At 45.0% G+C, this 22,370-nt stretch carries 17 protein-coding genes; 5 read left to right on the top strand and 12 right to left on the bottom strand.

Translation table 11 applies throughout. From position 1 onward, the window contains the following. From AAB400_00740 to AAB400_00715, 6 genes are all read right to left on the bottom strand, one after another. Positions 1 to 1,467 (bottom strand): hypothetical protein, encoded by a 1,467-nt coding sequence (locus AAB400_00740; GenBank protein ID MEK7648429.1) that lies wholly within the window; start codon positions 1,465 to 1,467, stop codon positions 1 to 3. A 3-nt stretch (positions 1,468 to 1,470) separates the two neighbouring features. Further along, a complete protein-coding gene (locus AAB400_00735; GenBank protein MEK7648428.1) occupies positions 1,471 to 2,961 on the bottom strand; it encodes a hypothetical protein in 1,491 nt (496 codons plus the stop codon). Between the two features lie 3 nt (positions 2,962 to 2,964). After that, positions 2,965 to 6,531: a helicase-related protein gene (locus tag AAB400_00730; GenBank protein MEK7648427.1), complete on the bottom strand. Its 3,567-nt coding sequence runs from the start codon at positions 6,529 to 6,531 to the stop codon at positions 2,965 to 2,967. 71 nt (positions 6,532 to 6,602) lie between these two features. After that, complete coding sequence (locus AAB400_00725; protein ID MEK7648426.1) at positions 6,603 to 6,953, bottom strand: hypothetical protein; 351 nt, start codon at positions 6,951 to 6,953, stop codon at positions 6,603 to 6,605. Positions 6,954 to 7,018: 65 nt separating this feature from the next. Beyond that, positions 7,019 to 10,939 (bottom strand): hypothetical protein, encoded by a 3,921-nt coding sequence (locus AAB400_00720; protein MEK7648425.1) that lies wholly within the window; start codon positions 10,937 to 10,939, stop codon positions 7,019 to 7,021. Between the two features lie 6 nt (positions 10,940 to 10,945). Then, a complete protein-coding gene (locus AAB400_00715; GenBank protein ID MEK7648424.1) occupies positions 10,946 to 12,472 on the bottom strand; it encodes a hypothetical protein in 1,527 nt (508 codons plus the stop codon). A gap of 153 nt (positions 12,473 to 12,625) precedes the next feature. Here AAB400_00715 and AAB400_00710 point away from each other — a divergent pair, with 153 nt between their 5' ends. Beyond that, positions 12,626 to 13,252 carry a hypothetical protein gene (locus AAB400_00710; GenBank protein ID MEK7648423.1) on the top strand — a complete coding sequence of 209 codons (627 nt, stop codon included), beginning with the start codon at positions 12,626 to 12,628 and terminating at the stop codon, positions 13,250 to 13,252. Between the two features lie 58 nt (positions 13,253 to 13,310). Here AAB400_00710 and AAB400_00705 read toward each other — a convergent pair whose 3' ends face one another. After that, complete coding sequence (locus tag AAB400_00705; protein ID MEK7648422.1) at positions 13,311 to 14,219, bottom strand: hypothetical protein; 909 nt, start codon at positions 14,217 to 14,219, stop codon at positions 13,311 to 13,313. Positions 14,220 to 14,332: 113 nt separating this feature from the next. On the opposite strand from AAB400_00705, the gene AAB400_00700 reads away from it, so the two are divergent. Further along, a complete protein-coding gene (locus tag AAB400_00700; GenBank protein ID MEK7648421.1) occupies positions 14,333 to 15,067 on the top strand; it encodes a hypothetical protein in 735 nt (244 codons plus the stop codon). A 23-nt stretch (positions 15,068 to 15,090) separates the two neighbouring features. Here AAB400_00700 and AAB400_00695 read toward each other — a convergent pair whose 3' ends face one another. The 4 genes from AAB400_00695 to AAB400_00680 all read right to left on the bottom strand — a co-directional run bounded on the left by AAB400_00695 (position 15,091) and on the right by AAB400_00680 (position 19,842). Further along, the gene (locus tag AAB400_00695; protein MEK7648420.1) at positions 15,091 to 15,675 is read right to left on the bottom strand and encodes a hypothetical protein; all 585 of its coding nucleotides are present in this window, start codon (positions 15,673 to 15,675) and stop codon (positions 15,091 to 15,093) included. Positions 15,676 to 15,912: 237 nt separating this feature from the next. Continuing rightward, positions 15,913 to 17,103: a hypothetical protein gene (locus AAB400_00690; GenBank protein ID MEK7648419.1), complete on the bottom strand. Its 1,191-nt coding sequence runs from the start codon at positions 17,101 to 17,103 to the stop codon at positions 15,913 to 15,915. A gap of 179 nt (positions 17,104 to 17,282) precedes the next feature. Next, a complete protein-coding gene (locus tag AAB400_00685) occupies positions 17,283 to 18,191 on the bottom strand; it encodes a 2-oxoglutarate and iron-dependent oxygenase domain-containing protein (protein ID MEK7648418.1) in 909 nt (302 codons plus the stop codon). A gap of 76 nt (positions 18,192 to 18,267) precedes the next feature. Further along, positions 18,268 to 19,842, bottom strand: a complete 1,575-nt coding sequence (locus tag AAB400_00680) for a hypothetical protein (protein ID MEK7648417.1) — start codon at positions 19,840 to 19,842, stop codon at positions 18,268 to 18,270. A 164-nt stretch (positions 19,843 to 20,006) separates the two neighbouring features. Here AAB400_00680 and AAB400_00675 point away from each other — a divergent pair, with 164 nt between their 5' ends. Together AAB400_00675 and AAB400_00670 are read left to right on the top strand one after the other, a co-directional pair. Continuing rightward, entirely contained in the window at positions 20,007 to 20,255 is a 249-nt protein-coding gene (locus AAB400_00675) for a hypothetical protein (GenBank protein ID MEK7648416.1), read from the top strand. A 6-nt stretch (positions 20,256 to 20,261) separates the two neighbouring features. Further along, positions 20,262 to 20,522 (top strand): type II toxin-antitoxin system mRNA interferase toxin, RelE/StbE family, encoded by a 261-nt coding sequence (locus AAB400_00670; protein MEK7648415.1) that lies wholly within the window; start codon positions 20,262 to 20,264, stop codon positions 20,520 to 20,522. 33 nt (positions 20,523 to 20,555) lie between these two features. Here AAB400_00670 and AAB400_00665 read toward each other — a convergent pair whose 3' ends face one another. Continuing rightward, a complete protein-coding gene (locus tag AAB400_00665; GenBank protein MEK7648414.1) occupies positions 20,556 to 21,995 on the bottom strand; it encodes a hypothetical protein in 1,440 nt (479 codons plus the stop codon). Between the two features lie 134 nt (positions 21,996 to 22,129). Between AAB400_00665 and AAB400_00660 the strand changes: the two genes are divergently transcribed. Next, positions 22,130 to 22,370 (top strand): hypothetical protein (locus AAB400_00660; protein ID MEK7648413.1); only part of this gene is annotated, 241 nt, incomplete at its 3' end.

Below are 22,370 nucleotides of genomic sequence, written 5' to 3'. Positions count from 1 at the left end.
TTATTTTTTTCCTCCTTTCTGACGATGTACCACTGCCACGGGCGAATCAACCGGACGGCACCAGGTTTCATTCGGTTCAAGTTCGCGCAAGAAACCATCCTCTTTGGCCCACTTTTTAGCATCAGGATGTGGTTTATATCCCTTTCGCAAGCGCATTGGATGCCCAACCCTCCCCAAGAATTGCCGCTTTTGCGCATTCAGTTCATCATCATAGGCTCGCTCGACTCTTGCTCTATCGCGTAAGATAAGGGTGCGCGGCGTGATGATGTCACGAATTATCTCTAACGTTTTCTTAGATGGATCCGCCTGCTTTCCTTGACGAACGCTTTCGCTCAAGTTCTCCACTGAAGGTGTCTGCTCGCTTATCTCTCGTGGAACGATAAGATCAAACAAGCGCGCAATAAATTGAAGGCGTATAAATTCATATTGTGCCTCCATGCCACATTTTTTATAGATATCCCGTAACGACAGCTTGATCGGGTATACGAATACATACAGCTCGCCGTCATGCCCGACCTTGCATTCCAAACTCGTAATAGCATCAAACGAGTATCGCGTTCCTACCCGCGGACCATCGGTGAAATGAGACGCGGAAACGGATTGCATGCCATCACCCTCGCGAAATGGAATATATTCGGCAAGACAGGAAGTTGATCGAATTGCAACTTCCAATTCATCTATTGAAAGTGCTTCAGCATTCCGCATTTGTTTTGGATCAATACATGCCCAACCACTTATCGGCGCAATGCCTGTTTCATCAAGATAACAAGATTGCTTAATGGTATAGCGCTGAGAGTGTTTCAATTCTTGAAAGAGTTCATTAGTCGACTGCTTCAGTTCCATGGCATCTTCATTGGTCAGCTGCAGTTTATCGAGCATGTATTTTTTTATTTGTTCGGCATACTGCACCCTCACTTGAAAATTGACCATAAATCGATCCAAATCCTCAAACATTGCACGCAATGGTAGGATATCAATTTGATTCATCCACTCTTTATAGGTCTTTTGTGAACCGAGCGAATAATTTACAAAAGCATTTTTTGCGAATTCTGATACAATCGCGTAAGCGGGACTGAAATTCACCTGTTCTCGTTTTTGAGCCGTACCATCTCGCACCTGCCTTTCTTCCATACCCCGCCGAATGAGGACTATGATAAGCGATAGATAATAAAGCGCGACCCATGATTCTTCGAATTTTCGGCCATGGAGGTAGGTGTGGTATATTTTTTGCGCAAATGAGCTATATTCAGACTCATCGCAATAAGTCCGCTCAAGGAGGATACGCGCTTTTTTCGCAAATGGGATGTTGTTGAATCTGCCATTATGCGCTTCATTGGCAAGACGATAGAGGTCGTCAAGGGATAGTGGCGTGTGTTCAGATCTGGGTTTCGGCGCATTCCCATATTCCTGCTTAATGAATTTTTCAAGCTTACGACGACCGGCCCGGTTGTAGTTTTGTCCATCCATAGATTATTTTTTGTGTCCCTTCTGCCGATGTACCACTGACACGGGTGAGTCAATAGTCCTGCCCCATGTTTCATTGGGTTCAAGATCTCGCCAAAATCCATCCTCTCGTGCCCACTCGTTTGCCTTTGGATGAGGTTTATATCCCAGTCTTAAGCGCATCGGATGCCCAATGCGACCCAAAAACTGCCGTTTTCGTTCTGCTTCTTCCGGTGTATCATCATCTGAAACCTGAGATTTCCACTCAAATGCCCTCCGAATAGATTCTTTGTTCCGAATGATCATGGTGCGCGGAACTATGAGATTTCGGACAATCGTACCCACCTTCAAAGAAGAATTTTCACGTAATGCTTTTTTTACTCGCTCGGCAAGCCCATTAAGTGATGGCGTCTGATCGCTGATTTCTCGCGGAACGATCAGGTCAAACAGCCGTGCAACAAATTGAAACCGCAAAAACTCATATTGCGCTTCCATGCCGCATTTCTGAAAAATTTCTCTCATTGGAATTCTAACCGGATGCACTTGATAGTACAGCTCCCCATCTGCAGCAAGAATATACGTAAGCGCCAAATTCGCATTAAATGAAATTGCTGTTCCATACTTGTATTCCATTCGTTCAACATGTGATGACACACTGTCAGGAGTGGTATCGTCATAGATTGCAAAAAATTGAGCGAGAAAATCTTGACTACGATCCAAAACCTCTCTCTTAAATGGCGATAGTTCTTCTTTGCCTTTCTGCTGCCGCATATCCAGCACAGCCCACGAATGCACAGCACGACAACCCATCTCATCCTCATAGAGTGACTGCTGAATAGGATAGCGCTGAAGCTGCTTCATTTCAGTAACAAGCTTGTTGGTGTCCTGCCGCAAGTCACGAGCTTCTTCATCGCTCATGCCAAGCTGCTCTTCCATATATTTTTTTATATCTTTGGCAAAGGGTCGCTGCATTCTGAAATCCATCATCCAATCATCCATTTCGAGAAACAATTCTCTTACAAATCCATTGGGCAGTACGTTTACGGTAGAAAGAAACCATTGGCGCTCTTCATCCGTATACGCCACAAACGCCATCAGAGAAAACTTCTGCAATACAGATTGCATAAACATCATTGATATTTCACTTTCTATTCCATCATCAAGTACTGCCGCTCTTGCCGTTTTTGCCTGAATAGCAAGAAGTATGATCGAGAGGTTATAGAGCGCGTGATAGGCATCTTGAAATGTCTTCCCGTAACAGTACTCTCGAATCAACCGATGAGCGAGCGCTTCATATTCAGAAGCCTCAAACACCTTCAGTGGAGCGCTTAATTTTTCTACAGCTTTTGCAAAAGGGATTTGATCGAATTTCCCCGTACGCGCCTCATGGGCAAGAGTGACAAGATGAGTATATTGTTCTTCAGTTTTATCAAGAGAGGGGTATACTTGTGTTCCCTCGCGCTTTGCAACTCTTGCTGATGCACGCCGTAATTCTCGACTAGTAAATAATCGATCCATATCCTACCTGCGTTTCCGCCGGATAAACTCCGGCTTTACGAGAATAAATTTCGGATCATCTCCATTTGAGATTTGCTTAAGCAACACATAACGATTTTTTACCTTCACGCGGCAAAAGCCTTTTGCCGTGAGAACATCTTCGGGAATTTTATACAGTGCTGAATAGGTATCAAAAAGTTCGACAGCTTCATCTATAATACTTTGTTCTTTTTCGCGCGTTTGTCGATCAAGCGCGTTGAGCGCGATCGGATAGGATCGCCCATTAATGACAACCTCGTCCATAATCCAGCGGGAATCCACAAGAGAATGATCGTTTTTTTTGATTTGAAGACCTGCAAACTCTTTGCGCTTGAGAAGACCGACAAACGCGTCAATCGGCGCATACGACACATCTTCGCGTTTTTCCAAAGTGATCACGTGCGCGCCAAACACGCCGTCATTTTCGGCACACCCCGTCATCGACTCGATAACATCGAATCCAAACATCGCTGAAACAATTTCGCGAAACCGTATCGGATCCTTCAGTTCATAATTGTAGTTGAGCGTAATAACAGTGCGCCCGCCGATCTTAACCAGACGATTGATTTCTTTAAGAAGTTCGATTGTTTCCGTCTGAAAAGCCCTGCATTCCGGTGTATAGTGAAAAGCAAGACTGCACGCGACATAATCAAATGATTGGGTTTCAAGTCCTGTATCCAAAAAGCTGCCGACAACGGTTTTCCCCTTGGCGTTCTCAAAATGCTTCTCATTGAGATCAAGACTTGTAACTGCTTCTTGCTGCGCTTCGGGTAGAACACGGCGCAACATTTCAGGACCCGATGCCAAATCGAGTATGGCAAGATCTGCAACATTTTGTTCCCTCTCGCCTATCGAATTTTCAATGATTGTGCCAACCATGCGATTCATGTTTGCCTGGTAGCAACGATTAGATAGGCCCGCATACCCTCGCGCATACGCTTCACCCCGTGTTTTAAGCATGTTCTTAAATCCTTTTTCGCCGATATGATACATTTGCTTGAGAATAGACATAAGCTCACCGCATTGCGCCAAATGGAACGTTGACAATTCTTCACTCAATTCATCATCTTCTTCGTCATTTTTCGCATCCATATGAAGAAGGCGGCGCTGTTCCTCGGTAAGTGGAACGCCATTAAGAAGACGCTCGATTGCCTCGTATTTCATGCGGACATGCGCATATACGCCTTCTTCGATGGTGCCGGGACAGCGTAGCATTTTTACATGAAGAGTATGCTTGCGCGTACAGCGATTAGCGCGTCCCACTTGCTGTAAATATTCATACTTTGTCCATGGATGATTGTAGGTCACTACTACTTCGGCTCCGGAAAAATCAACACCAACATCAGTCGTTTGTCCACTCGCAAAAATAATTATCTTATCCGGATGAGAATTGAATCGCCGCTGAATATCCTCGCGGTCTTTTTGACTTGTACTCGCATCAATCACTTCTATCACAACATCGGCTGGCAATCCCAGCCGTTCAATGATGGTCGTTTGGTATTTGCCTTTTCTCAAAATGCCATCAACATAACTATTTGTAAAAACAAGAATCTTATCATGGCTCTCAAGCGCGGTTCTCAATTCCATTCCAAGAGCTTCTACCATGGATGCGGGAAATCCCGGCGTAGGTTCAAAGATTTCGGGATTCATAAGAAATTGCCGCATGGCGATGATTTTTTCCGTCGATGTAAACTGATCGTCATCAAGAAAGACTTGATTGTAGATCGCTCGTTCTTGCGGAGATATCTGTACGCGGATCGGAGGATGTTCGATGACGGGAGCGATATCCACAATTTCGGAAAGCTTTTTCATCTGCATGCGCGGTATCAGAAGATTACGAAGTTCAATAACGCCGCCCTTGATGATTCTCTGGATGAGTTGCTGGTTATTTTCTTGTTCGAATTTTTCGGGATAGAGCGCTTTGAGTAAAAACGCCACATCGCGAACTTTGTTTGGTACCGGCGTACCGGAAAGCAGTACGACATATTCATTCTCGCCCTGAAGTTTGTTCATTAAACGCAAAGCGGCACGAGACTGAACACCCTTGGAAATTTTTTTGAGTTTATGAGATTCGTCAAGGATAACCATGTCATAGGGCAACTTCACGAGAAACTCATTGTATTCGGGACGAGCCATGCGCCCATGCGAAATGAGAATATAGTCATACGCGTTGCTATCAATCAGAGCAAGCTGCAAAGAACTCTCAACAACAAAAACACGGGGCTTTTGTCCTTCTTTAAAATAACCCTTCAGCGAGCCGTCGAGACGCTTTTCATCGGAGAGTAAATATTCTCTCCATGTCGCTATGACATTGGACGGCGCACAAATGACTGCAAGCTTTGCTCCGAGATATTCCTTTGCAATAATTGCCGATGCGCTCTTACCGCCGCTCATTTCGTCGGCGATCAGCATGCGCTTATTTTCCATAATATCTTTGATATTGATCCTCTGACTCATATCGGGAAATGCCCGATCAGGAGAAATATGATCGACGAGACGGTCCGGTTTTTCAAAATGATTTGCAAGCGCTAGATAATATTCCTCGACGGCATTCCAAATCTCTTTGACGGACTCATTCTCCAGAGCGCCTTCTTCTGACAATGCACATGCCAAATCATCAACGGCAGATTTCACCAATAGCGCTTCATCGCTCTGCTTGTCGTATCGCCTTCGTTCAAGAAATAATTCGAAGCAGCGGTAGCGCAGCGTTTCATACAAACACTTCTGATTATCAGGGTCGGATAAATGCTTTCCCGCTTCCACCACCACATCGGGACGAAATCCTCTGCGTTGCACAAGACAGTCGCCAAGATAGCGTGGAATGATTTTTTCCACTTCACCGACTTCAATGTCTTTGAAAGCAGGACGCAGACGAAAGATAATATCCACGACGCGTGACGGACCGAATGCGGCAAGAAGTTTATCGAATGTTTCTTGGTCAATCGCAGTTCCGTCGGCGAGTTCTTTGAGATACGCTTCAAGATCGGGGATTTTTTCTTCGGGCGTTTTCGGTTCTGGAGCTTCTTTTTCGACATCGCGGAAAAAACCGATCTCGGTAAGAACCTTAACTACTTTCATCACGGGATAAATAATAACTACATCTCCTTCAGTATTGACGGCCTTGCGATGTTCGATCTCAGGGGATGCAACATGAGTATCAAAAATCTCGTCGGAAAGATGGAAGGTTTGTTTGAAAAAATCACGTGACGCATACTGTACCTTTTTGAAGATGATCGCCTCAAGTGGATTTTCAAGAACGATATCCTGTCCGCGGCGCAAAATACCATGCTCCAAAAATAGGCGATCCACATCCCTTATGGGATAGAGTGACAGCGCATCGCCATCCTTTGTTCTGCCATTACGGCGGTCCGATTGAGGAATTTTTTTCAAAAGCAGCATGAGCTTGAGCGTATTAAGACCGACTTGATTCCGATAGAAATTCATGGATGCATACTGGCAGCCATCACTATCGGCGACAACATCATCAAGGCGCTCAATTGTAAGGGTGCCGTTTTGTGATGATGCTTCCGTTGTTTGTTGGGGAGTTTGCATAGGATGAAATTATTTAAAAAATAGGGCCCCTGCAGCGCGGAACTGTTACGGGGCCACTGTGGTTGTTTCGCTCAATCCTTTCGCTTGAGCTTGTAGGGAACGAACTTCTCTGCCGCTCCGAGGGCTGTCGCGATCTCGTGTGCCTTGGTGAGAGTTTTGCCGTCGATGGTGACGGACGCCAACTTCACTACGCCGCCTCGCACGCGGATCGTTGGGATCAGGTACTGCCCGAAGAATGCACACACCAGGGTGTCCTCTTCGGCTGCCATCACCCCCCTTTTCCAGGAGGCCCCGATATCCTCCTCGGGGAATGGGACGACTGCCTCGACGTGGAACCGAACGCCGTTCACCTTGAACGTGCGGCCGACCACGTCGTGGTCGAACTTTTTGGCCATTTCAAAGGCCCTCCTTATGCGCGCCATTATAGCACAAAACACCCTTTCTGTCAAGAGTGCTTGTGCTTAAAATGCTATGGTTATAATGAATTCTATGCTGCGTGAGGCAACTCTCGCTGAGGAATCAGAATAAGCGCCTTCATGGTATCCTTCCCTTTTTGGTAATCACCGATCTCTTCTATGGAAAATGTTATCCTAATCTGCCGCTGGATACGCTCTATCTGCTTGGAGAGTAGTTGATGCGTTGTTGATTCTCGAGCTTCAAAATAGATAGGCATCATGTTTCCCTGATCCAGATAATTTTTTTGATAAAGTTCAAAAAACGCCTTGATAAGTCTTCCTCCAACAAAAGGATTTGATCGATCTGATGCGAGATCGCTCACATACACGATTGGTTGTTGATAGAGTCGATGATCTTCCACCCAAACATCCTTGTCACTTTCTGTTAATCGCCCTTCGTAGGCAAGGACGTATCCTCGCGTCTGACCTGATGAATCAGTATATTTTACACTGAGATTGGGACGTCCCTTAAGTTCGTTTGTAATATCCTTTGCGATAAGTGCGTTTTCGATATTATGAAGATTCACTATAAGCTCCTGATTGTCTTTATAAATCTTTCCTTCAAGATAAGCTACTTGAAGAGTATCTTGAAAGGTTAGGTAGTCAATCCCTTTCTCTTCGATAGGAATATGTATGCGTGATGCGGGACGATCTTCATGAATTATTTTTTTCTGCGAAGCCGGAATAGCTATTGATGGTGTGAGGAGATAAACATTTTCGCCGGTCTTATCTGAATAACTCAAAGGCGCGAGCGGAACAAAAGTATTTGAGCGCTTTGGCAATGTTGTCATGGTATCCGTATATCCCATGCCGATCGGCATATGTATACCATGCAATCCAAGATCCGGCGCATAACGAACAAGATATTCAGCAAAAAAATCCTTGTATATTTTTTCAATCGTCCACAGTGAGTCTGTGTCGGTTTTTACATTGGGAGCGATTTCGATATTATCCGCAGATAGATAACGCTGTGCCGTGGAAAGTACTTGTGCCGGGATCACATCGCAAATATGCTTCCCATGGCCAATACCATCCATTACCGCCGGCACCGGCATGCCAACATCTGCGTCCTTGGTCAAAAGACTCTGCGCAACCGTTCTCCACACGCCGTCAGAGCGCCGACGCTGTATGGTAAACATTGCGTCAATGGGATTGAACATATAGACAGCGTTCTTTCCGGAATCAAACGACATGCAGCACGCCGTATCATTGCCGGCCAAGACGCCCTGTGGGTCGCTTTTTGCATTGATCTTCGCCCGATACGCTTCGCGGACTCTCCGAGTAATACCAATACGCTCATCATAGAGAATCGCAGAAAGTTTTGCGACTAATGAATCGTTCAACGAAATCGCAGCATCATTCAGATAGGCGCTAAGATTCACGCCCTCACTGCGTGCCGCTTCTGAAAGTGCATAATAGAGCGCTTTGGGCGATTGCGCTTCCCCTGAAATATGATTTTTTCGTGCCCCCAACGCACGGATCATAGTTGATCTTAAATTTTCGGGGACATCATCAAGTTCATATTCAATAGTAAAAGGCGGGAATGCTTGCAAACGATCAAGAACTCCTCCTACCAATGCATCACGAAGCTCGGTGGCAGTAAGATCAAGATTGGGAATATCCGTGTAGTTTGAGGGTTTCTTTCGCTCATGCACACTTTCATCTGCATGGCTGTCGTCTTTGCTCAAAAAATCTTGGGGTTTTCGCCAAAACAGCATGATGTCCTTGATGGATACATTGCTTGTGGGATGAAATGCAAGAGTTTCGACAAATTGATAAAGCTTACTTTCTCCATCGCGGCATTTCAGCTCCTGCAGCTCTTTCAGAATCGCAGTTTGGCCGATAAGATGGCATAGCTCGGCATACTTTTTCAACGACTTCCATGAAACAAATACATCCTCCAGCGACGAGAATTGAGATGCAAGCTCTGCCAGACGCGGGATAGTTGCATACTGCTGCGCTTGTTCGAGTATGTCACTGCAGTTGGGATTAAATGATGATGCGATTTCATTCAGCTTGTGATGTGCGCTTCCCTCATCGTAGTGAGAATCATCCATGGCAACCTGCCGTAAAATACGTCCGAAAAATTCATGTGCGGATAAGCCTGCTGTCTTCACAAGCACGATGATCTTATCAAATGCATAGAGTGCATCATGGCGTGAAAGATTGTTACGGTCGATGTAAAAAAACATTTTGCCGTAGCCAAATAGCTGTGCGCCAGTTTCAAATCGATGCGGCACCAGATTTTGAGAAACGGTATCATTCCATTCCTGCATTTCTTTTGAATGATTATGCAGAAGTTTAAAAAGTGATACATATGACTGCTCGCCTTTCTCACGAAATCCTTCCAATGAAGGAAGTGTATGCCCGCTTCGAAGCAGATAGAGCCCTTCGACGGGAAATATATGAATCGCATGGCAGATCGCAAGATCATCCTTTGTAAGAAACGGCCCTCGATCATTGCTACTACTCATACCATTATAAAGCTTCCGATCGTACTCCGCTATGCGCACAAACTTGGAAAGCGTATCGATATCATAGAGTCCCATGTATTTCCGCAGCCAGACAGGGCATGACTCGATCTGGTCCGACTCAAGCGAAATGGCGCCATCGACAAGATCATAACGAAGCAGTTTTGAAACCATATCGGTATCCGGCTTTGCCAAAGCATTATTGAGCGCCGTACGCGCCGTCATACGCCATTCGTCGCGCGAAAGCCCCAGCTCATCGCACATAGGTATGAGATAATGAAGCAAATCATATTCAAAACACAGCTCGACAATAGTAAGATTATCCACGCCAAGCGAATTTAAATTTTTGATATAGCGCCGCAGTTCTGTTTGCACTTTTTCATTATCAATAGAGCCATCTTCATCTCCGTAATGATCCGGCGCACTTTCGATATCCTCCGGCAAGTAAGCAATGTATTCGCCCGCGGCAACTTTAAGCTCATCGGATGTAAGGTGAAGCCTGAAAGCGATTTCATTGGCAGATTCTTCCTCACCATTGATAAGCATCTTGCCGACAGCCCGTGAAAATGAACTGATCATTGCGTCTCGAAGTCCGTAGTGCTCCACAACTTTAATAATGGATTGTATGATTTCATGGAAGTCGGATTCTCCGTAATACTCATCGAGTATCGAGTCAATTGCGTCACGAACATTTTTTTCAATTCGTCCGGTAGTTTCAATACCATAGGCGGTAGCCATAACAAATGATCTCTCAAGATCTTTAACGACATCACTTGATAAGGGATAGGCAATAAGTTCGGCTGTTGTCAGAATATGGTGCTCTATCCTCTCGACGAGCTCTTGCCGATCATGGGGCGCGAGAATATCCCGATACACCGCGAAAAGTTTCGCACTATCCTCATATTTATATTCCGCCCATTCCTGATCAAAGATCGTTTCCAGTATATCGCGTACTTTTGCAGATTGTTCGGGATCGGAAAAATACTTCATTGCCGCTTGAAACGATGTCATCAGTTCCGTCGCATACGCATGTTTCCAATCGGCAAGAGCGTCAATGATAACCTCGACAATTTCTCCGGTCACATACTCTTCATCAATACGAAAAATATCTTGAAACAACTGGATAGTACCGACCGATGTCTGCCGCCTACATGCCTCACTGAACAAATCCTGCGCAATCTCCTGTATGCGCGGATCAAGTGCAGTACTGCCGATCAACGGCACGGTATTCAAAAATTCGATTATTTTTTCAATTAAATCCTTCCCTTCATTGCGCAAATAAAATGCAGGCAACGCTTCGCGAGCGGCATCCTGCACCGCTGAAATTCTCATATCGCTATCTGAAATATCATGGCGTTCCCGCAATTTTGCCACCGTACTGATATCCCCTTTTCGGATCATTACACCAATGCGATTCAGCACTTCCGTTTTATCCGGCTGGAATGATGGAGAAAAACCAGTGTTTTCAACTCCTTTATTCATACATGCTTATTTCGTTGATCGCGCAGATTGTTTTTTTGATATACTTTTTTTGCGCAATGCATGCAGGGCGGCAACAATACCGCATGCGCCGATGCCGGCAGCCAGCACGAGAGGAAATGCCATGTCTTGTTTTTCTTCTTTCCGATTATCAGATGATTCCGGCAAACCCGTGAGCAAATTGACATCGAGCTGTGTCCGATGAAGAGTCCAAAGAGACTCCCATACTGAATCAAATGCACTGGGGTTTTCTTGTATAATACGTGGTAGCGCAACAAATATTTGCTCGTCGCTGGTAAATACTGAAGTGCGATTATAGATAATACCATAACGAGTGGGATCCTTCCGCACTTCTTCGATAAAATACTTTCGGATCCACTGGCTAGCGCGATGATGGGAGAATGACATCCTGTCACGGTTTGAAATAAGATAATTCACAAACTCAAACAAGGGAAGATTTTTTTGTGAAGAATATCTCAACGACGATAGTATTGCATCAATTTCTTCGTGCGTACTTTCATTCACTGACAGAGCAACGAGCGCGTCGCCTGTTGCTCCCTGCTTATGGATGACAAACGAATCCTTAAACCCTTTGTCTTTTGAATTCACGAAATGGCCCAATTCATGGGAAACATGCGATTGATCAATATCATTTTCCACAGGTTCGGTACTCCGAGAAAAAAGATCTTTCAGAACAAGCATGCATATCAAATCATTGCGCATGTTACTGTCTGGGGGCAATGAACGTGGCTCGCCAACTACGCCATCAAGTGTTTGCTCTATGAATGATGCTGCCTTGTGCCACACCAAACGAGTCATTTCATCTGCCTGATGTGAAACAAATATGGAACCAAACCGCATACTCGCCATTTCTCCGGTACGCTTCGTGCTTTCATGCAGCGGCTTGCCAAGATATAAAACCGGTGTTCTGACAGGTACGCCAAAAATATTCCTTTGAAGCTGTTCTTTTTTTATAATTGGATAGACGTTGCTGCGCATCTCAAATGCTTCGGGCGCATTTGAGTCGCCATACGTAACCATCTGCTGTTCTGACATCAACCATGAGAAAGCAAGCTCTCGAGGAACATCAGTTATAAGTGTTTTAAAAAATGAAGCGTCAGAATATGTTTTTGGAAGATTTGGCATAACGCCTTGAAAAGCATGCCACGCCTTTTTCCAAACACTGCGAAGCTCGCCTGAAGATGGAATGCGCGAAACTTCCTCTCTGCGCGCATACAGGAGTGAATTATTCTCAGCTGCTCTTCGCATGCCATAGAGCTTACCGATTTCAACATCAAATTTTTGCAAAATACCTGCAAGGCGCTTACCTCGTTGGATATCACGCGGACTGTCTGGATAAAAAACGGTTTGTTCTTGAGAACGATCTTTTTCATTCCTAACAAATGTCACAAGCGCCGGAATATCCTGAATATTTTTTTCTGATTCGGATGCAGTAGCCGGCCCTCCAGACAACAGAACGCTCGAAGCGACAACTCCTGCTTCTATTGTTTTTCGAAAGAATTCTAATGAACCCATAATGGTGTAGGTTAACGTTAATCAAATATGCGATTATGTGCGCGATTATAGCACAAAACACCCTTTTTGTCAAGAGTGTTTTTGCCGAAAACGTTATAAATATAACGAAAAGTACCATTGACAGGAGCTGTTCTCTATGCAATACTGGTATTTATGTCACTTGTACTTTGTCGTGGAAGTCAACCAGGATTAGCGGTTAAAACCTTCGCGCTTGGCTTAATGCGAAACATTGTCATAATCAATAATGATGAATCGCAGTCGGAACTTGAGATGTCGGATGTGATGCTCTTTGCCTATAGATTACTCATGCAAAGTCATCTTCTTCCGGATGATCCGCGCTTATTGCTTGTGCGACATATCCGATCAATGCATGTTGTCCCAGGATACAATACCCCATTTGTACCGTATGCGTCGCCAATGCTTGATGCACTCGGTAGGCACACATATACCAGAGAACTTCCTGTTGTTATCGTCGATCAAGATGGAGACTTTGTTTGGAATGAGTCATCCCATTATCTCCCTCGGCGACTGCAGGGACAAGAAGATCTACCACTCCCTGATCGCATCGACGACCAGGAAACAATCCCACATGGCAACGTTCAAATACATGTTGGATCGTATCGCATGACGTTTGAGGACTTCATCTGCATGATCGACTACGTCCTCACGAACAGCGACCTCATGCCCGCGCATGATCCACGAATACAATTCGTGAACTGCGTCAAAAGCATGGTCATCGTCCATGGGCGATTGCGGACATCGGCTCTACCGATCTGTTGATTACTCACCTACCCCACCCCTTACTGAGGTGGGATTTTTTTATACAAAAAAAGACCCGTTATACCGGGTCGAGGAGGAGCTGTGTCTGTGTCTGCATCAGTCCGCCTTTGAGCCACGAAGTATCGTAGCCGATCGAAGCAAGAAGAGCTGATTGGCGCTCAAACTTGGTTCCCATTTTTTTCACATGGCGTTCCCATAGCTCTGGCTGTCTTTCCCTATCGGGAACTTGATACCGCTGCCTGCCATCTCCCTGGGGAAGGACCGCAGCAAGGCAGGGACCGAAGTATTCGACCATGCGTGCAAGAGGAATCATTTCTTCTACGCCCGCAAGGTGGTAGTACACGTCTCCTTTATCTTGATGCCATCCACGCATGTAATGTGCTTCTCGATCATCTCGTGGACGTGCTGCGCGCAAGTCGAGCCCGCCGACCGTCATGAGGGATAGGAGATCCCAAATCATGAATGTTCCGGAAAGCCGCCCGGCAAGCACGCTTTCTTCAAGTTCGTTAAGCGCAACACCGACGGCCCGGGCGCCTAAAGCGAGCTTATCGATCATAGCATCAAGCGTATCGAGGCGGACGTATGAGTATACTTCAGGGGACATGGTCATGGTATGTGTCATGCCGCTCTGCAGTTGCAGTGCAAACCCATAATTACCAAGTCCGCAGAAAATATCTCCGAAAGGAACCTCTTCGATGTGTACATACTCATGATCGCCAAATGCTTCAACCATTGCAGAATACGTATGTCCGCAGTCAGTGTCGGGATAACGCTTATCTGCATAGATGAGAATATCCACTCGAGAAAAAATACGACTCTCATCTTTGCGAATCGTCTCAACGTTTTCAAGCGTGTTGCGCATAAGTTCAACGCGGCGCATAACATCGCTTTCCTTGGTTGCGAATGTTCTGAGAAGAAGTCCAATGCGATTGTTATCTAAGAATGAACGGATAGAGTCAAGACTCATGCATTTTATTTACCATAGGACCATATTTCAGTCAAGGCCATGTACTTCTCTGACAGACTCTGGTACTATCCTATTTATGTTTCGTACATTCGACATTTGGATGCAGTTCTCATGTGGCAATCAACGTTATGACAAGGGGATATAAACTCTCGGAAAAAGAACTCTACTTGGTGACACAGCAGACTGTTGACCTTATCGCAGGTCTGCGCCACTTGCGCGATGCGCTTGGCGAATGCACACATAAACACCGCTCCAAGCTTTCATGTGCTGAAATTGAAGATAACCTCGGACGAGCAACAGAACACCTCTCTCAACTCGACGATGGGGATGGTAGTAACCGCAGATATGGCGCACTAAAACGAGGGATGATCGACTTTGCGCAGCCGCTTATTAAGTTGGCAAATGACGGGAACTCTGCGGCAATTCGGAAAAAGAACGCCATGCTTGCACTTCTTGAATGTGAAGTAGCCGGCACATTCATGCCACTTCGGCTTCTACTTGCATTACGATTGCCATTCAGCGAATCAACTATTGTAGTTCTTGAAGCTTTGAGAAGTATCCAGAATGAACTCCTAGAACAAGGGGATCGGCGCTATTTCGACCATGATGTTTTTTCGTATCAGTCAATGTCGCAATGGCTGCACGATATTCCCTCGCATACGCGAAAACATTTATGGAGACGGCAGCGATCGGCTATTGAAACACTCTTTTTGTTTTCGCACAGAAATAATGCAAAACGCGCAGCCGATGCATGCAGCAAATGGCAGGCATACTGCGAACCGGAGCGCTCCCCCAATCGGAATGGCCACTCTTTAGGTGGCGGATTTCATTCCTTCATAAGTATTTGAAATGTCCCTTCGACCCGCTCAAACTATGCGGGTTTTTTTATTTTCTTTGTCAAAAAAGGTTGAATAACACTTTCGATATCAAGCTTTTTACTCCATCTCAAAATATACTTCTTATCCAAAATGCCTCCGGAAATAGCAAATATTGAGGCGATGTCTTCTTGTTGTCGTGTTGATTCAGATTCTTTACTCCATAATGCTTTAATAAGTATGAGATCTTCTGGTGCTGTAAAATATACCTCTTTACCAAGAATAGCCTTCGGTATTTTCCGCCTTAAGCGCTCTTTATCAAAAGCATCATTTTTTAAAACCCAAAAATCCACTTTCATTCCCGTCGTACCGTCAATAAAATTAAATTCACCATGATGCAAGATTGCCTCATCAATCATTGAAGAGTCAATATATCCTTTCTCTGAGAGTCTGCGCAACGATGCTTCAAGAAGCTCTCCTTTTTGAGAATCAAGTTCAACTACAATATCAATATCCGCAGTAAAACGCGGCCTTCCCCACACAAAAACCGCCATGCCTCCAGTTATAAGGTATGGTATACTCAAACCATCAAGAATTTCTGTGATATCGATCAATAATTGTCGTGGATCCATTTGATCCATAAAATGTCTTTTCAAAATTCAGCTCTCGACCTAAATACCACAAGCGAATGCCAAATGCGAACCGTTCATCTGCGGACATCTTTCTAATCAGGGAATCTTGTATTTCCTGTCCTGAGATTTCTTGAATATTCATGCATATACTATAATAAAAATACCACTCACAGTCAAGCTGCTCAGTGCGAATTCAAACTCATCAAAAAGATCTTAGTATAATGAAAAACCCCGCGAAAGGCAGGGTTAGGAATGTACTGATGTTTCTATGACTACGTAGTCAAATGTTCTGTGTATGCACTCGCGTACATACTCTGACTTGCTGAACTCCCAGGTTGATGCGCGCATCACAGGACTCCACTTGATTGCCGTCACATGATGGAATTCATTGAGTTCAAAATCAAAATGGAATCCGACAATTCTCTGGTCCATAATAGATGGGAGCACCTCGCGTACCACACGGGAAACAACCGGATTGGCACGGGATTGCAAAACACATGCCCCATCCAATGACCAGTGCGAATGATCCATTTCTTCGGTAAGACGCTTCATCTCTTCGTCGGCATTGATTGCGCGCTGTATTTCACTCACTACTCCTTCAATGGGTATTGCAAACACATAGTGTTCTTTCCACTCCATTGCACAACATCCTCCGATACTTTGAAGCGACTGAATGGAGGGGTGAAGTGTAGAAAGATCATCAGAAAAATCTGCGAATATCCGCGTGCCATAACAACCCTGAGGGACTCTCAGGTGCAATGTGCCGTTCTGCGCGATTGCATATCCCCCATGCTTTCTGCCAAGTGTTTGGTGTTCGAGCACATTCAGCGCATTGCGATACGGCATCAGACGCTCAAGAAGGTGTGTTGCCTGTATGACGATTGACTTGTTGGGAATATTCAAGATGCAATCTTCCATGCATTCTGCAAGATCGCCTGCCCTCCACAGAAGGGACTCGTAACCTAGGTACACGTTGGACCAGGTTATGCTATCGAGTTCGTATTCAATAGGATGGCGCGAGAGATACTTCACATACCCTGCAGAAAACAGAGCTTGAGCAAACTCAGCGAAGGCAATGCGCAAAGATTCGTATTCAACAGCATACTGAACAAGATTAGCTTCCATGATGCGGCAACGGTGCGCCATATGGTAATTCATTTCAAGCTCATTGAAGTCGAGTGAAATCGAATTTCCTCTATGCTCATGCTTGAGCGATGCTCTTACGGGCACCAAGCACGGCAGACGCCCTGCTGCAACGTGACATCCAAGGTAGGCCTGCTCGAAATAGAGATCAATGATTGCATCCGGCACAACTAGTATGGGTTGAAGTACAAATGCCGGAAAATTAGATATGAAAGAATGATTTTCCACCAATGCGCGTTTCATGTTTCCAAGGATTTGCTTTTGATTGTCTAGAATGTCAGCAAGTGTATGCATAATTGTAAAGATCGCTGTTCTAACGTAACGACATTTGCATGCCGTGTCAAATGTTGCTCTAACGCCTCCTTGACTTTCTTTTTGTAATCACATGGAGAGCGATCCACAACACATCCCTCGCCTTGAAGGATTTTTTTAAAAAAACCTTCGAGTCGAAACTCGAAGGAATGGTGGTGGAATCAGCCTTGTCCGCGCAACGCACCTGTGCGCATGTCGAAATATTCTTGCACGGTCATCACAAGCTCGGCAGCAGGATCGAACCACGCGAAGTTGACAGCAACCCTCCTCCCTTTGTCAAGATCAGGATCGTTGTCTACGCCATGCCGCGTTGCATGAATCTTTCCCCGACTCATGTACTGGAGTGTTTCTCCGGCATTGGCCGTAATGATATTGGGGGTCATCTGGATTGCAACCCACTTCCCGCGCGACGCATCATACGCTTTGAGACCTTCAGCGCTTGCGGAGCTCACCAAGGCAATGGCTGCCATATCGGTGTGCTCGCGATTCCGCACAGCTCCTTGGGGAATATCTGATAGCGTGTTAAGGGCGGGATAGTCGATGAGGCGCGTGAACAAGCTATCTGTACGGCGGTGTTGGGTATAGGTACCATGAGGCAATCCGGCATAGATCGCCGCCATTTCAAGAATGGCATTGGCATCGTCATTTACCGAGTTGCGGTATTCCAGGATAGTTGCTCGAAAGCCGGGTACGTATTCGTCAGAAACCCAGAAACGCTCAGCCTCCGGCTCACCGCGATGCATGGCGGAATCGATATCATAGAGCCGCTTGATATCCGGCACACTCGATCCCGCAGCTGTCTCACAATACAACGGTCCGTATCCGCGCTTCAGCACATGTTCCGAACTGTAGTAGCGCATAAGCTCTTCATCATTCAATGTGAAAAGTGTGTCGAGAACAGCGTAGAGACGCGCATAGAGTGCCGGCGAGAGAGGGCTTGAAATCTGCACAAAACCCACTCCCTCATAGAAGGCTTTACCAACGCGCTCGATGCATGCCGTACGGTCAGTTGCATTCCCCTGCTGATAATCCCTATGGACATCAATGACGATAGATTGCATATCGGGCATAGATACTTGAAAGGACATACCACTACTCTAGCCGATATATTCAAAAAGAAAAGGGCATGTAGCTCTTGACAGAGCACTACTCTTTCTTACCCAGAAAAATTTTTTCCAAATCTTCCGCAATTGCTGGAAAATTCTCAAAATATTCTTTTTTTGAAATGTGGTCCGAACTATGGTATGACGCAAAATATTCACGCCTATGGGGAAACGATGCCATAGTAAGACTCATGACTGCAGAAGCAATAAGCGCGATTTTTGATCGCATATGGATCTCCTTGATTTCCGCCTTGCGCGCAGGATCACGATATTCAATGAGGCGCTGAAGGCGTGTATCCATAAGCGAAGGGTTATTATGTGGATCATGCTGACTTCCGGTAAGGAGCATATCAACCATGGCAAGCGTATCATCAAAATCCGCTTCGCCAAAATCAAGCATGAGTCTCTTGCGCTCCTGATCGCGGTCAAATCGTATCTTCACGCCTTCATACTTAAATGAGATGCGAGCCTGAGCGCCTTTGATTTCCTTATCAATCTTCGTATTCTCTACTCCTCGAAAGAGCATGTCCATGCCGTTGCGAAATCGAATATCATAGTTTCCCTCAGACGGCATCCTCTGAGATTTTCCATCAAGTGCATGGCGTACCGCCTTGAAATACGTTTCCAAAAAACGAAGAAATTTTGTAATATCCGAGCCCTTGAAATAAAACGGCATGGCAATAACGCCTTTTTCTGCAAGCTTTTCTGTTGCCGCATATGCGCCGCCAATGCCAGATATGTGCAGCCACGAAAAATGATCCTGAAATTTTTGATAAAACAACCTCATCTTTTCGAGATGCCGCCTCCGCTGTGCCGCATCTTTTACTTCAAACTGAAAATGTGATGTGAGTACGCCGTCATGCTTATATCCACTCTCCGGTGAAGAGGAGATATCATCGATTGTATGGAGAGTGGCGTGAGGAACCGTGTCCTGGTTATGCGCCTGAACAAACGCCATATTCATGGAGTCGACAAGAATCAGCTCGATCTCCTTACGCATGTCAGCAACGAACTCCTTTGTCAAAGGATGTGTCGAGCGCTCCTGTACAGTCTCCTCAATACTTTGCAGTGTCAGAAGTATCGCTTGTGCATGCTTGATAGCTGGCTCGTACCAGGATAAACACTCTCGTTTGTATTTTTTGGCATAATCCAAAAAAAACATATTCATGATGCCGATCATGGGGTGCAATTCACTGAGCCGCGAAAAAAAGCGTGAATATTCCGATTGTGATTCGAACGTTCTTTTCAAAAGATCTTCATACGACGCGTTTGTAGCTGTCTTATTGATCTTCGAAAGTTTTTGAAAAAAATGCATGTAGCGCCCTCCGAGGCCGGCGGTGTCTATGACCCAGGTATCCTGAATGTAGTAAAGCGTTATCCTATAAATGCAGCCGCTAAAAGGAGACTCCACTTCCATAAGATCCACTTGTCCGGGTATAGTAGGCTGCCGTGACCCGGATATGAGCTCATCTACACGACAATCAATCCTCTCAAGAAGGTATGCCATATCATTTTCCACCTTCAAGCCGCACTCAAGCATGTGCGGCGTATTCTGTCGCACATAGAATGTTGCAAGATGGTTGGGAAATCCCGGATCGCCGCTTGGTTCTTTCATCATATGAGAAAAGTAATATAAATAGAGGGCTCTCAATGTCGCGCAGATTATACCACAAAACACTGTTTTTGTCAACAGTCACACTACCCATGTCAACCCATACTTATGTTGACACAAAAATCGTATAGTATAAAATATGTATTGAAAGGATACATAATTTCAATACTATGAAAACGATGAATATTGTACTTAATAAGGCTATTACCTCCCGCCTCCAAAATGCGGTTAGTAAAAAGGGATATAATAATATCAGTGAGTATATCAGGGATCTCTTGCGAAGGGATCTCAATTTGGAAAGCAACGATAATGCACACTACGATGAAGGCTTTCTTAAAAAAATCTCACAGGAAGCGAGTAGTGATATAAAAAATAAGAAGATAAAAAAACTCACTTCACTCAATGATCTTTTGAAATAGCTAGATATGGATATCTATTTCTCTCCCCGTTTTAAAAGATCATTTAAAAAATACCTCTCCCCTTTTCAGAGAAACGTATGGAAAAAGATTGAGCTCTTTCGCATTGCTCCATTTCATCCATCATTAAAGACACATAAATTAAGTGTTGATCCACTGTGGGCATTCTCACTAGATTGCAAAAATAGAATTGTGTTTCAATTCCTCAAAGATGAATCTGTTTTACTTCTGAGTATCGGCGATCATTCGATCTACAGAAAAGGAATATAAAAAATGACACCCGGATGGGTGTCGAAAGATAGGTTAATGCACAATTGGCGCGAGTTGGATTTTCTCGCCTTTAAGCTCAACTCGTTCCTTGAGCTTCGCAAGTTCGGGAAGTGAAGCAACTTCGCCCGTGAGCCTTGCACACGTCATGATTATATCTACGTCGTTTGTCTCAAGGCATCGTGTCCAGAGTTTCTTTCGCGCCTCCTCGATTCCCGAATCGTGTGATGATGCCAGACCAGAAAAACGCTCAAGAATTGCGAATGAGGTGGTAATATCCTTGATTCCATGAGCATGCACTGCAACGCGTGCAAAGATACTATCAATTCCCTTCTCTGCGCCAAGCCGAACAAGTGCGCAAATAGCATCTCCATCAAGCTCATCTCGTTGCAAAGCAAGGCGCTGGTCAAGCTTGTCTTGCGGTAGTTTCACTCCTCTTTGAGCAAGACCCTCAAGAAGCGCTAGCGTCGGGTGCTTCTCAAATGCAAACTCAACAAGTGCATTCCTCCCTGCTTTACCTGCATGCTCCACACATTCAAGGAGAAAATCAACATCGGGAAGAGTAACGGTTGCATTTTTCGTGTAATCCAGAATGATAGCGTCGAATATCTTTGGTTGCTTGTCGATTGATGCAACTGAATAAGCAGCGCTGTATTGGCGTTCAGCAAGAAGGTGTCTTTGGATTTTGCCACGATATGCCGGCAGTCTCTGAGCAGCTAAAATGCATTCTTGGTTCAGTCCCTCCTCGAGAGCACTATCAAAGCACATTTCAAATTGATCCTCGCGAAGCGTAGGAGTATCAAGTCTCTCAATAACTTCAAATACTAGCTTAAACAAGCCCAACTGAATGCACTGCGACAGCAAAAGCTCCCAGAGGACTTTCTGCTGCAGCATATCCGCAACTACAAGCGCAAAACTTAGATTATGCATCAAACACTGATTAAAGAGCCTACGCAGTGTCCGAGAAGTCATCCCCGGGCATGCAATTTCAACAGCGCGGGCAAGAGACATCTTTGGATGATCAAGAATGAAGCATACTAATTCCTCTCTTTGGGCAACCGCCAAGGCAGAGAAATAGTGCATATCTATGTCATCGGATGCTTTAGCGATCATCTGGACAAGTTCTTCGCGCAGAGTAATAGAAAGAGAAAGAGTTAATACGCCCGTAAGCGTCATATATCCCGCAGGCACATTCTTCATGATATACCTTGCGATTATGTCGCATGTTTCTGTCGGCAAATCCTGCTTTACTGCAAGTTCGCATGCGTCAGAAAAACTCTTTGGATCTGATGCTGAAGATGATTTGTGATGTGCTAGCGCAAGGGCAAGGTGGCTGTATTCTTCAGTATTCAGTTCTCTTTGAAGCCAATGCTGTGCACACAATTCTGCATTTGGTACATCGCCATTGTTAAGGTACGCTTGAAGAAGTTCCTTCACAAGCCGCTGACGGTCGCTGGTGCTTGAAGTATCTTTCACAAACGCCAGTTAAGCACCTTTTTTAATACCTGTCAATATATCCACAGTTGAATCTCGTTTTATATTGCTATACTTACCGATACAAGGTCGAGTATCGTAATGTACACTTTTTTTATGTAAGATTATACAATTCTATGACATTTAAACAACTCATAGCATCATCCCTCGTTTCCACTTTTCTTATGACTGGTGCTCCTGTGTTTGCACAAGATGCCACAACAAGTACAGCTCCTTCTGAACAGACAACAACTGCAAAACCGTCTGCAGCAAATCGAGAGGCTAAGAAAGCCGAGATGAAAGCAAAGCAAGAAGCGCTCAAGGCAGATCGTGAGGCAAAGAAAGCTGAGATGAAAGCAAAGCAAGAAGCGCTCAAGG

The sequence above is a fragment of the Patescibacteria group bacterium genome, assembly GCA_038065255.1.
In the GTDB taxonomy this organism is placed as follows: Bacteria; Patescibacteriota; Patescibacteriia; order JACQRZ01; family JACQRZ01; genus JBBTRI01.
The sequence above is the reverse complement of the archived record's forward strand: the minus strand, read 5'-3'. Positions and strand labels throughout refer to the sequence as shown.